The organism is Labrys okinawensis (assembly GCF_047345005.1).
GTDB lineage: Bacteria > Pseudomonadota > Alphaproteobacteria > Rhizobiales > Labraceae > Labrys > Labrys okinawensis.
This window is the reverse complement of the sequence record NZ_CP178864.1, coordinates 4465687-4478065: the sequence shown is the minus strand read 5'-3', so window position 1 is coordinate 4478065 and position 12379 is coordinate 4465687. Positions and strand designations below refer to the sequence as shown.

The following is a 12379-nucleotide window of genomic DNA, read 5'->3' as shown; positions in this document are numbered from 1 at the left end:
AAACATTCCCGTCGTGCCTCTGGGACCGCGATAATTTTGGACGGCTTTTTCAAGGACATATCGATGTTTGTTTGCACCGGCTTTTCGACGGGCGCGGCTGACCAGCCGCTTGGCCTTGCCAAGATCAATCGCCGCGATCCCGGCCCCCGCGATATCGAGATCAAGATCCGCTATTGCGGCGTATGCCACTCTGACCTGCACGCTGCCCGCAATGAATGGGGCAACACGGTCTATCCGTGTACGCCTGGCCACGAGATCGTCGGCGAGATTACACGCGTCGGCGCCGAGGTGACCGGGTTCAAGGTCGGCGAACTCGCCGGCGTCGGCTGCTTGGTCGATTCCTGCCGCACCTGTTCGAATTGCAAGGACGGACTGGAACAATATTGCGAGAACGGCTTCACGGGTACCTATAACAGCCCCGACGCCCATCTCGGCGGCATGACGCAGGGCGGCTATTCCTCCCATGTCGTCGTCGACCAGGACTTCGTGCTGCACCTGCCCGAGAATCTCGACCTCGCCGCCATCGCTCCGCTGCTCTGCGCCGGCATCACCACCTATTCGCCGCTGCGCCACTGGAAGGTGGGCCCGGGCCAGAAGGTCGGCGTCGTCGGTCTCGGCGGTCTCGGCCATATGGGCGTGAAGCTCGCCCATGCCATGGGCGCCCGTGTCGTGCTGTTCACCACGTCGCCCGGCAAGAGCGAGGACGCCAAGCGCCTCGGCGCCGACGAGGTCGTGGTCTCGAAGAATGCCGAGGAAATGGCAGCGCATGCCACCAGCTTCGACTTCATCCTCGACACGGTGGCAGCCGATCACGACGTCAACGCCTATCTTGGGCTGCTCAAGCGCGATGGCACCATGGTGCAGGTCGGCGCGCCTGAAAAGCCGCTGGCGGTCTCTGCCTTCAGCGTGATCTTCAAGCGCCGCAACTTCGCCGGCTCCTTGATCGGCGGCATCGCCGAGACGCAGGAGATGCTCGACTTCTGCGGCGAGAAGAACATCGTCTCCGATATCGAGATCATTCCGATCCAAAAGATCGAGGAGGCCTATGCACGCATGCTCAAGAGCGATGTGAAGTATCGCTTTGTCATTGACATGGCGAGCCTGCCGGAAGCGGCCTGATCTGCCGGGAGAGCGCACGTCACGACGACACTCACTTGAGTGTCGGACGATCCGCTCTTGAACCGTGATGTTCCCGATGGGGCTCGACTGTGGACAACGGTTGAGCCCCTTTCTTCACCCGCGGCGGTTCAAGAGCCAGCAAGGATGCCCATGGGCGTTAACTTTGTGGAAAAAGGCGCAGGGAACGCGGAGTGGCGATCTCCGATCGCCATCTTCTTCACCGCAAGCACACCGTTTCCAACATTGGCGATCAGAGATCGTCACTCCAAGCCAGTGCGCTCCCACGCAAAGTCAGCGCCCATGGACGGGGACGTCCGCGCTACCGGCCACAGCCCAACGTTCCCTCTGTGTATCCTGGCCGATCAGCGCCAGGCCATAGGCGATCGACTCGAACTGGTCGGTGGAAACCAGCCGCTCCTCGCCGAAACGCTCGATGAAGAGCCTGCGGATCGCCGGCACGAAGGAGGTGCCGCCGGTGAGGAAGACGCGGTCGATGTCCCCACCTTCCACTCGGGCCCGTTGCAGCGCTTCATCGAGCGTCCCTGCGATCTTCGCCACACCAGGGGCGATCCAGCGCTCGAAGCTTTCGCGCTTGAGCTTGCCCTCGATGGCGATGTCGCCACCCTTGAAGGAGAAGCGGGCTTCCTCCTCGCTGGAAAGGGCGATCTTGGTTCGCGACACCGCGCTATAGAGCGAGAATCCCATGTCGAACTCGATGATCTCGATGAATTTCTTGAGCTTGTCTGGCTCCACTGCAGATTTCAGGAGGTCCTGCAAACCGTTGAGATCGCCATTGGTTTTCATCATGGCAAGTTGGTGCCAGCGCGCGAGGTTGGCATAATAGTGGTTGGGGATTGACAGTTCCTTGTCGAAGGAGCGGAAGTGTCCGCCCTTGCCCAGGCGCGGGGCGACGATGCGATCCACAATGCAATAATCGAAGGCGTCCCCCGCGATGCCGATGCCGGCATGGCCGAGCGGCTCGGCGCGGAACTGGCCGGCCACCTGTTCGAAGCGCATCACCGAGAAATCGCTGGTGCCGCCGCCGAAATCGGCGACCAGCACGGTCGAGTCGCGTTCGAGATGGCGGGCGTAGAAGAAGGCGGCGCCCACGGGCTCGTAGACATAGGCGGGGTTCTTCACACCAAGGCGCTCGAACGCCGTGCGGTAGCGCTGCATCGCCAGTGCATCATCCGGCCGCCGGCCGGCAAAGGTCACGGGCCGGCCGATGACGATGTTGGAGGCCGTCAGGTCGAGCCGGCCGTCGGCATGCTTGACCAAGGTACGCAGGAATTTGGCGAGCAGATCCTCGAAGCGATACGGCTCGCGCAGGATGCGCGTCTCCTGGAAGGTAGCGCTGGCAGCGAAGGTCTTGAAGGACTGAATGAAGCGCAGCGCCGAGCTGCCATCGAGGAACTGGTCGATGGCCCACGGGCCGCCTTCGACCCGCGTTGTGAGCGAGCCGCCCCTGCGTTCGTCCCAGAAGCACAGGGCGGTGACGAAGCCCTGCAGCGTCTGGCCGTCATGGTCGAAGGTCAGGACCTCGGCGCGGCCATCCGCATACGCGAAGGCGACCACCGTGTTGCTGGTGCCGAAATCAATGCCGATGGAAAGCGGCGCGTTCTGCCCGCGCGTGTGCGAGGTGTCCGGCATGGCTGAACCTGAGATTGGGAAGGGCCGGGGGCAATAGCCGAGTTGGGAGGAGAAAGCTAGGGGTTTTTGGTTGCTGGGGGGCTTCAAGGGAAGCTGAAGTTGCCGTCAGCAGGCTGGCCCGGGAAGGACGAAACGCGCAAAATTGGGAGACGGGTCTTCAGACCCGGCTTTTGGAAGCGTCGCATTCGCAGGCAAAGCAAGAGCCGGGTCTGAAGACCCGCCCCCAAAAGTTTCACTTCACAGCCCTCACTCATTTGTCAGACTTGTCAGCATCCATGCGCTCGCTACGATGAACGAAACAGGCAAGGGAGGACGGAATGGAGTTCGCCGGCGAACGCATTGTCGTCACGGGAGCGACCAAGGGGATCGGCCGGGCTACCGCGCAACTGCTGGCGGAGAGGGGTGCCAAGGTCGTTGCCATCGGCCGCAGCAAGGAAGATCTCGCCAGCCTGGCTGCCGAGATCGATGCCGAGACGCATTCTGTCGACCTTGCCGATCCCGAGGCGGTGAGGGTGGTTGCCAAGGCCATCCAGCCGATCGACCGCCTCGTCAACAATGCCGGCACGACGAGCCTCGAACCTTTTCTGGAGACCAGCGTCGCCGCCATCCAGGAACTGATGGCGGTCAATGTGATCGCCGCCATGATCTTCGGGCAGGAGACGGCGAAAAGCATGATCGCTCGCGGCAAGAAGGGCGCCATCGTCAATGTATCCAGCATTTCCTCTTCTCTCGGCTTTGCCGATCATGCGGCCTACTGCGCCAGCAAGGGCGCGCTCGACAGTCTCACCACCGTGATGGCCAACGAACTCGGGCGACAGGGTATTCGCGTCAACGCTGTCTGCCCCACCATCGTGCTGACGCCGATGGCGGTGAAGGCCTGGAGCGATCCTGCCAAGGCCGATCCGATGTTGAAGCGCATTCCGCTCGGGCGCTTCTTCGAGCCGGTCGAATGCGCCGAGACCATCGCCTTCCTGCTCAGCGACAAGGCCTCGATGGTGAATGGCGTGACCATGCCCGTCGATGGCGGTTTCTTGATTAATTGATTGGCATCGCCGGCTTGCGCGCGTCATGGTGCCCGCGCGCCAGCACCCCGGCCGGCACATCATTCGAGTATTGTTGATGGCTGATTGGAATCCCTCCCTTTACCTGCGTTTCGAGGACGAGCGTACCCGCCCCGCCCACGACCTTCTCGGCCGCGTCCCCCTTGACGACGTTGCCCATGCGGTGGACCTCGGCTGCGGCCCTGGCAATTCCACGCAATTGCTGACGGAACGCTGGCCCGGTGCCGACGTGCTCGGCATTGATACGTCGGACAACATGATCGAGGATGCCCGCAAGCGTCTGCCGTCTGCCCGTTTTGAGAAGGGCGATGCCGCGCATTGGCATGCCGACAAGGCACCCGACCTGATCTTCGCCAATGCGGTGATGCAATGGGTGCCGGGCCATGCCGCGCTGCTGACGCGCCTGCTCGCACAGGCCGCGCCGGGCGGCGTCCTTGCCGTGCAGATGCCCGATAATCTGGAAGAGCCCTCACACCGCCTGATGCGCGAGACCGCCATCCTCGGCCCGTGGGCGGCCAAGATCGCGGAAGGTGGGCGCATTCGCGAGCGCATCCTGCCGGCCGAGGATTACTACAACCTGTTCGCCGGCCAGGCCTCGTCCATCGATATCTGGCGCACCACCTATTTCCATGTGCTCGACGATGCGGCGGCAATCGTCTCCTGGGTACGGGCGACGGGCCTGCGGGCCTATCTTGACCTGCTCGATCCCGAGGAGCAGCCGCATTATCTCGAGGACTATACCGCCCGCATCGCCCACGCCTATCCGCCGCGCAGCGACGGCAGGGTGGTGCTGGCCTTCCCTCGCATCTTCATCGTGGTGAAGAGGTAATTTCCTGGGATCGCAGGCATCCCTGCCTGCTCTTCCTTTCTGTAGGCGCATCGTTTCCAAGAGCAGGCAGGGATGTCTGCGATCCCAGGAATATCAATTACTTGGAGGAATATTGTGAAGAACGTTCTCTGCTTCGGGGATTCCAACACCTTTGGCACGCCCCCGATGAGCGGGCCTGGCGACGAGCGCCGCTTCGACGCCAAGACGCGCTGGCCCGGTGTGATGCGCAAGATCCTCGGCCATTCCTGGCATGTCATCGAGGAGGGGCTGCCTGGCCGCACCACCATCCGCGATGACCTCATCGAAGGCACCTTCAAGAACGGCCGGCGATATCTCGCCGCCTGCCTCGAGAGCCACCGGCCACTCGACGTCATCGTGCTCGGCCTCGGGACCAATGACCTGAAGGCACGCTTCGGCGCTCCGCCCGAGGATGTCGCCGCCGGCATCGATATCCTCGCCAGCATCGTCAAGGCTACGCCCAATCTCGGCGCACCGCCGGCAAAGCTCCTGATCGTCGGGCCGCCGCCGATCCGGTTGGTCGGTTTCCTAGGCGCCATGTTTGCCGGCGGCGTTGAAAAATCCATGGCCCTGCCGCCGCTCTACGAAGCCATCGCTCATAAGCACGGCGCCGACTTCCTGGACGCCGGCAAACTCGTCGCGGTCAGCCCGGTAGACGGCATCCATTATGATGAGGAAGCCCATCGCATTCTCGGCGAGGCCACCGCGGCCAGGGTGCAGGAGATGGCAGGGGAGAAGACGATTTCAGTCTGACGTCCTGGCGCGCGCCTCCCGTAGCGTAATTCGAAAGGGATAGGAGTTCCCTGCAAAAGACAGGTGACAAAGTTCGTTTGCGCGACTATATGCACGCCATGACCTTTGCATCCGCGCCCACCTTTTACTGGTATTTTGGCTTTCGCAGGCCGCTGGCGGAGGTAGGGGTGCGCTCGATCTGAAGATTGCAGCAAATCAGACCCGAACAACCGCCAGCCCATCTGGCGGTTTTTTTGTGCCGCCGGCTGGGACCCAACTCTCTCCAAGAACATCTTTTGGAATCCAGGCCAAGGAACTGACCCCATGTTAAGCACCACCGACGATCTTCGTATTCGTGAAATCAAGGCATTGACCACGCCTTCTGTCGTGATGGGCGAGCATCCGCGCACGCTGGAAGCCACGCGCACCGTCACCGAATCGCGCGCCGTCTTCCACAATATCCTGCGCGGCAGCGACGACCGTCTCGCGGTGGTGATCGGTCCTTGCTCGATCCATGATCCGGTGGCCGCCCTCGACTACGCCAACCGTCTGGTGAAGCTGCGCCAGCGCCTGGGTTCCTCGCTGGAAATCATCATGCGGGTCTATTTCGAGAAGCCCCGCACCACGGTGGGCTGGAAGGGCCTGATCAACGATCCCGACCTCGACGGTTCGTTCCAGATCGACAAGGGCCTGCGGATCGCTCGCAAGGTGCTGCTGGACGTCAACAATCTCGGCCTGCCGGCGGCCTGCGAATTCCTGGACATGACCACGCCGCAATATATCGCCGATCTCGTCGCCTGGGGTGCCATCGGCGCGCGCACAACGGAGAGCCAGATCCATCGCGAACTTGCTTCGGGCCTGAGCTGTCCGGTCGGCTTCAAGAACGGCACCGACGGCAACGTGCGCATCGCCGTGGATGCCGTTAAGTCCGCCTCGCAACCGCATCATTTCATGGCGGTGACCAAGGACGGCCAGTCCGCCATCGCCTCGACCACCGGCAATGAGGACTGCCACATCATCCTGCGGGGCGGTCGGACGCCGAACTACGGTGCCGCCAGCGTCGAGGCGGCTTGTGCCGATATTGCCAAATCCGGCCTCCCGCCGCTGGTGATGATCGATGCCAGCCATGCCAACTCTTCGAAGAAGCCCGAGAACCAGCCACTGGTGGTCGAGGACATTGCCGGGCAGGTGGCTGCGGGCGACAACCGCATCATCGGCGTGATGGTGGAGAGCAACCTCGTGGCCGGCCGCCAGGACCAGGTGCCGGGCAAGCCGCTCATCTATGGCCAGAGCATCACCGATGGCTGCATCGACTGGGATACGACGGTGGTGGTGCTCGAGCGCCTGGCGCTCTCGGTCGAGCAGCGCCGAATCGCCAATCGCGCGGCGGTGAAGGTGGGCGCGTAACCTGGGAGCGCGGACGTCCCGTCCGCTCTTGAACCTCGACTTTCGTAGGAAAGGCGGAGTGCCGGTGATAGGCGCTCCGCGTTTTCTTTTCAGATTGCGTTTCCAAGAGCCGGCTGGAAGGCCGGCGGTCCCGGTCTTGCAATTCCCGGCAACCCATGGATTGCTGGCTCTCCAGACCGGAGCCCTCCCATGTCCCTCGATCACTGGCTTGCCTTCGCCGCTGCCTCGGCCGTCCTCCTCGCCATTCCCGGGCCGACGATCCTGCTGGTGATCTCTTACGCTCTCGGCCATGGCCGCCGCTCGGCGGGGGCGACGGTGGCGGGCGTGGCTCTCGGCGATTTCACCGCCATGACCGCCTCGATGCTCGGCCTCGGCGCCTTGCTTGCGACATCGGCCGCAGTGTTCACCGTGTTGAAATGGATCGGCGCGGCCTACCTCATCTATCTCGGCATCAGGCTCTGGCGCTCGCCGGTATCGGCGCCGCTGGACGGCGAAGCGACCGAGCCACCGGGCCAGCCGGTCCGCATCTTCCTGCATGCCTATGTGGTGACGGCGCTCAACCCCAAAAGCATCATCTTCTTCGTGGCCTTCCTGCCGCAATTTCTTGATACTGCGCGTCCGATCGCCCTGCAGATGGTGATCTTTGAGGTGACTTTCCTTATCCTCGCGACGCTCAACGCCAGCACTTATGCGCTGATGGCGGCGATGGCGCGCTCCACCATCCGCAAGCCGCGCATCCAGAGCCTGGTAAATCGCACGGGCGGAAGCCTGATGATCGGCGCGGGTTTGCTTGCCATGGGCTGGAAGAAGGCCGCGTGACCGAGACAGGGATCATCGCGAAGGGAGATTTATGTCCGAGCAGGCCCAGTACACCATTCCCGGCATCGTCATCGTGCCCGCTATCAAGCGCAAGGGCCGGGTGGCCGCGCTCGGCCTTGCCGAAGGCGAGGCCATTGGCGCCGAGCGCTTGTCCGTCCTCGAACTCACCCATGAGGGCATCCCGGGCGACCGTCATGCCGGCTTCCTGCGTCCCGCCGATGTGCGCGTCCCCTGGTTCAAGCGCGGCGAGGCCATCCAGAATGAGCGCCAGGTCTCGATCGTCTCGATGGAGGAACTCGCCATCATTGCCGCCAATCTCGGCATCGAAAGGGTAGAGCCCGAGTGGCTGGGTGCCAATCTCGCGGTGGAGGGGCTGCCAGATTTCTCCTTCATTCCGCGTGGCACAAGGCTGTTCTTCCCCTCCGGCGCTGTGCTGGCGGTGACGGACCAGAACGCGCCCTGCCGAATCGCGGGGGCTGAGGTCGAGCGCAACCTATCGGGATCCGACGGGCTGGCGCTGCGCTTCGCCGCCGCTGCCAAGCGCCTGCGCGGGGTGGTCGCCTATGTGGACAGGCCCGGGATCATCGCGTCGGGCGAGGAATTCAGCGTTCGCGTGCCGGAGCAATGGGTCTGGCGGGGGTGATTCCCCTGGAGGGCCTGCGGACCCGGTATTTCCGCCAAAAGTCGCCATCGCACATACCATCGTCGGTTCTGAAACAAAAATCTTGCGCATTTTCGGAAATCACATAAACATATCTTTATGTGAGAGGCGAAAGCAAGCGGATGGTGACTCCAGCTCCCTTCGAAACAGTATTGGGTGCGCTCAAGGCGGCGGGTGAACCGACACGCCTGCGGCTGCTCGCCATCCTGGCGGAGGGGGAGCTTAACGTCACCGACCTCACCGAAATCCTCGGCCAGTCGCAGCCGCGCATCTCGCGACATCTCAAGCTTCTGGTGGAAGCCGGCCTGGTCGAGCGTATCCGCGAGGGGGCCTGGGCCTTCTTCCGTCTCGCAGAGGGCACGTTGAAATCAGAGCTCTTCGCCCAGATCCTGGCGGGACTCGACCGCAGCGACCGCATCCTCGCCCGCGACCGTTCGCGCCTTGTCGAGGTGCGCAGCACTCGCGCCGCCGTCGCCGCCGATTATTTCCGCGCCCACGCAGGCGACTGGGATCGCATCCGCGCCTTGCACGCCTCGGACGAGGCGGTCGAAGCGGCGCTCAAGCGGGTGGTGGGCACGCAGCGCGTCAACGCCTTTCTCGACATCGGCACCGGCACCGGCCGCATGCTCGAACTCTTCGCCCCGCTGGCCACGCGCGCCGTCGGCATTGATGCGAGCGCCGAAATGCTGGTGATCGCCCGCGCCAATCTCGAGCGCAACGGCATCCGCAACGCGGTGGTGCGCCAGGGCGATCTCTTCGCTCTCTCCGTGGAGCCGGGGGCCTATGATCTCATCATCGTCCACCAGGTGCTGCATTATCTCGACGATGGTGCCCGGGCGCTGCGCGAGATCGCCCGTGCACTACGGCCGGGCGGGCGGCTGGTGATCGTCGACTTCTCGCCGCATGAGCTCGAATTCATGCGCGAGGACTTCGCCCATCGCCGGCTCGGCTTTGCCCGCGAGACCATCGAACACTGGTTCGAGGCAGCGCATCTGCAGCCGGAGGATTGGCGCGAGGTGGAGGCGGGCGAGGGGCCTGCCAGCCTCACGGTTTCGATCTGGACCGGGCGTGATCCGCGTCGGGTCTCCGACAGAATTTCTCTTGGTCAGGAGGTGGCGTGATGGCCGGCCATGCATTGCCCTCACGCGGCGGTATCCACGTTTCCTTCGAATTCTTTCCGCCCAAGAATAACGAGATGGAAGCCACGTTGTGGGAAGCGGTGGAGCGGCTTGCCCCGCTCGACCCGCTGTTTGCCTCCGTCACCTATGGCGCGGGCGGCACCACGCGCGAGCGCACGCATGACACTGTCTCCCGCATGGTGCGCGAGACCGATATCCGTCCGGCGGCGCATCTCACCTGCGTGGGCGCAACGCGTGAGGCTGTCGACGACGTGATCCGCTCCTACATCGAGGCTGGCGTGCGACACATCGTGGCCCTGCGCGGCGATCCACCGGCGGGTGTCGGCGCGCGTTACGAGCCCTATCCGGGCGGCTATGCCAGCTCGGCCGACCTCGTCGCCGGCATCAAGTCGCTCGGCGATTTCGAGGTTTCCGTCTCGGCCTATCCCGAAAAGCATCCGGAAAGCCCCTCGATTGCCTTCGATATCGACATTCTCAAGGCGAAGGTCGATGCCGGCGCCAATCGCGCCATCACTCAGTTCTTCTTCGATAACGAGCATTATCTGCGCTATGTCGACCGCGTCCGCGAGGCAGGCATCGACATTCCGATCGTGCCCGGCATCGTGCCGGTGCAGAACTTCAACCAGGTGAGGAGCTTTGCCGAGCGCGCCGGCACCAGCGTGCCCCGGCGCCTGGCAGAACGCTTCGAAGGGCTCGACGACGATGTCGCGACCCGTAAACTCGTGGCTGCGGCAGTGGCCGCCGAACAGGTTTTCGACCTGGTCGACCGCGGCGTCAGCGACTTCCATTTCTACACCATGAACAAGGCGGACCTAGTCTATGCGATCTGCCATCTCCTCGGCCTGAGGCCGAAGGTGGAGAAGGCCGCGGCGTGACGGTGCCGGTCTTCCTGTCACCGAATCACTACCGTCGGCTGGTGCCTGCCAGCGTAGGCGATCCTCGCTTCTGACCCACACTCGGCCGAAAGTCGGCCGGCCAATTCATTCGTGGCTGCCTCCAGATCACCCCAACCGTTGGCCTGCACCGTGATCAGCGCCCGCTTTGTCCCCGTCGTGATGGCCGAGCGCATGTCCTGGCGCCAGTTCCAGCGCCGGCACAGGACATGGCGGCTGTCTGCCAGTACCACTTCGCCGTCCTTCGGCGGGTCGTTCGGATCCTCGCCGGCCTCCGCGCCCATGTCGAGGAAACTGTCATCGGGTCGCGAGAAGCGGAAGGCCACGGGCGGGGCGATCTTGTCGAGGTCGTCGGCGCCGATGCAGAAGCCGTGCTCCAGCGACACGGCGTTGTAGATGTCGACGAAACTATTGATGGCGGGCAGGCTGTCGCCGGCCAGCACACGCTTGATCAGCCGCTCGACCGAGGAGCGGTAGCTGGTCTTCTTGATGCCGAAGCCTTTGTAGGCGCTACGCCAGGCCGCGACGCCGGGAATCGCCGAGAGCTCCATGCCGGCGTAGCGCTCTCGGCAGGCGCTCTCCCGCGAGACAATCCAGTTCGCCAGCGTTTGCGAACGGGCAGGCGTGATCGTCAACTCCTCTGCGACGATGACTGCAACGCGAAAGTCGGGAAAGTGCTCCGTGAGCTCAGCAATTGTGAGGTCCATGATCGATCGTTCGGTCAACTGACAGGGAAGCCAAAAAAGGGGCAAGAAGGGAAGGCAACCTAGCGGCATCGAACGTTCGACGGAAGACTCCCGGTGAGGTGAACGGTCCTTGCCTTGTAAGCGCCGACCGACCTGCTAAAGTCGATTGGCACGTGGCGACAAGCTTTTGTGTTGTTTGTCTTGTCACCGCTCCCAGAGTTCCTGAGGGGCGGTCAATTATCCCAGGGGCGCCATGGGAGAGCTGACTTCACCTGCCACAAGTTACGGCATCGAACCGGGGCTGCGGTTTGCCTTGTTGCTCGACGGCCGCGGCGGCTGTCGGCAGATCGGCTGGGCTGAGGCCTGCGCCTGGCGGCCCGAGCAGGGCATGATCTGGCTCCATTTGGAGCGCGACGATCCTGTTGCCGCCGAGTGGATCAACAACAAGGCGGGCTTCGATCCCGTGATCGCCGAGGCGCTGCTCGAGGAGGAGTCGCGGCCCCGGGTTGAGCCCGTGGATGACGGCCTGCTCATCATCCTTCGCGGGGTCTGCGCCACCTCGCCTGAGGAAGTGGAGGAAACGGACAGGCCCTCCGACATCGATCTCGTGCCGCTGCATTTGTGGGTGGACGGCGATCGCGTGATCTCGCTGCGCGACAAGGGTCACTACATGACGGCGCTGCGCGACATTCGCAAAGCACTGCACAAGGGCAAGGGACCGAACCATACCGGCGACCTCCTGGCCATGATCGGCGACAAGCTGGTGCGCGACCTCGAGCCGGTGCTCGACGGCATGGACGAGGAGGTCGACGAACTTGACGATCTGATCTTCAACGGCGAGGCCAGCGAGGTGCGCGAGCGGCTGAAACTGCTGCGCCGCCGCTCGGTGCAGTTGCGCCGCTATCTCGCCCCGCAGCGCGATGCCCTCAACCGCATGGAGCATGACGACGCCCCCTGGCTCTCCGAGCGCGACAAGCTGCGGCTGCGCGAGGTCACCGACAAGCTGATGCGCTTCATCGAATATCTCGACGCCATCCGCGACCGCACCACCATCCTGCATGACGACCTCGGCACCGTGATCAGCGAACGCATCGCCCGCAATTCGAACCGGCTCGCGGCCCTGGCTGCCCTGCTACTGCCGCCCAGCGTGATCGCAGGCCTGTTCGGCATGAATGTCGGGGGCATTCCGGGTGTGAACGACACCTGGGCCTTCGTCGTCATCGTCGTTGTGACGCTGTCCATTTCAGTGCTGACCCTGTGGGTGCTCAAGAGGGTCAATTGGCTCTGAAAGTGCGCGGCATCTGGTCTTTATCGCCTCCAGTGGATGGCGTAGAGCCGTAGGGTGTGCCGCGAATCTCGGTCGGC

At 63.5% G+C, this 12379-nt stretch carries 12 protein-coding genes; 10 read left to right on the top strand and 2 right to left on the bottom strand.

Going from position 1 to position 12379, the window contains the following annotated elements; genetic code table 11:
- Nucleotides 1-63 precede the first annotated feature (63 nt).
- Nucleotides 64-1119, top strand: coding sequence for an NAD(P)-dependent alcohol dehydrogenase (locus ACMDCR_RS20985; protein ID WP_413988476.1), 1056 nt, complete (start codon nt 64-66; stop codon nt 1117-1119).
- Nucleotides 1120-1410: 291 nt separating this feature from the next.
- On the opposite strand, the gene ACMDCR_RS20980 is transcribed toward ACMDCR_RS20985, so the two are convergent.
- Nucleotides 1411-2769, bottom strand: coding sequence for an Hsp70 family protein (locus ACMDCR_RS20980; RefSeq protein ID WP_413988475.1), 1359 nt, complete (start codon nt 2767-2769; stop codon nt 1411-1413).
- A gap of 317 nt (nt 2770-3086) precedes the next feature.
- Between ACMDCR_RS20980 and ACMDCR_RS20975 the strand changes: the two genes are divergently transcribed.
- The 8 genes from ACMDCR_RS20975 to metF all read left to right on the top strand — a co-directional run bounded on the left by ACMDCR_RS20975 (nt 3087) and on the right by metF (nt 10310).
- Nucleotides 3087-3812, top strand: coding sequence for an SDR family oxidoreductase (locus tag ACMDCR_RS20975; RefSeq protein ID WP_413988474.1), 726 nt, complete (start codon nt 3087-3089; stop codon nt 3810-3812).
- 76 nt (nt 3813-3888) lie between these two features.
- Entirely contained in the window at nt 3889-4659 is a 771-nt protein-coding gene (gene tam, locus ACMDCR_RS20970; protein ID WP_413988473.1) for a trans-aconitate 2-methyltransferase, read from the top strand.
- A 114-nt stretch (nt 4660-4773) separates the two neighbouring features.
- On the top strand, nt 4774-5430 hold the full coding sequence (locus ACMDCR_RS20965) for an SGNH/GDSL hydrolase family protein (RefSeq protein WP_413988472.1): 657 nt from the start codon (nt 4774-4776) through the stop codon (nt 5428-5430).
- A gap of 303 nt (nt 5431-5733) precedes the next feature.
- Entirely contained in the window at nt 5734-6816 is a 1083-nt protein-coding gene (locus ACMDCR_RS20960) for a 3-deoxy-7-phosphoheptulonate synthase (RefSeq protein ID WP_413988471.1), read from the top strand.
- A gap of 189 nt (nt 6817-7005) precedes the next feature.
- Nucleotides 7006-7635, top strand: coding sequence for a LysE family translocator (locus ACMDCR_RS20955; RefSeq protein WP_413988470.1), 630 nt, complete (start codon nt 7006-7008; stop codon nt 7633-7635).
- Between the two features lie 31 nt (nt 7636-7666).
- A complete protein-coding gene (locus tag ACMDCR_RS20950) occupies nt 7667-8278 on the top strand; it encodes an MOSC domain-containing protein (RefSeq protein WP_413988469.1) in 612 nt (203 codons plus the stop codon).
- 140 nt (nt 8279-8418) lie between these two features.
- Nucleotides 8419-9417, top strand: a complete 999-nt coding sequence (locus ACMDCR_RS20945; RefSeq protein WP_413988468.1) for an ArsR/SmtB family transcription factor — start codon at nt 8419-8421, stop codon at nt 9415-9417.
- Nucleotides 9417-10310, top strand: coding sequence for a methylenetetrahydrofolate reductase [NAD(P)H] (gene metF, locus ACMDCR_RS20940; RefSeq protein WP_413988467.1), 894 nt, complete (start codon nt 9417-9419; stop codon nt 10308-10310). The genes ACMDCR_RS20945 and metF overlap by 1 nt, the downstream gene beginning before the upstream one ends.
- 17 nt (nt 10311-10327) lie before the next feature.
- Here the strand turns inward: metF and ACMDCR_RS20935 are convergent, their stop codons facing one another.
- On the bottom strand, nt 10328-11035 hold the full coding sequence (locus tag ACMDCR_RS20935) for a B3/4 domain-containing protein (RefSeq protein ID WP_413988466.1): 708 nt from the start codon (nt 11033-11035) through the stop codon (nt 10328-10330).
- A 232-nt stretch (nt 11036-11267) separates the two neighbouring features.
- Between ACMDCR_RS20935 and ACMDCR_RS20930 the strand changes: the two genes are divergently transcribed.
- Nucleotides 11268-12302: a CorA family divalent cation transporter gene (locus ACMDCR_RS20930; RefSeq protein ID WP_413988465.1), complete on the top strand. Its 1035-nt coding sequence runs from the start codon at nt 11268-11270 to the stop codon at nt 12300-12302.
- Nucleotides 12303-12379 lie beyond the last annotated feature (77 nt).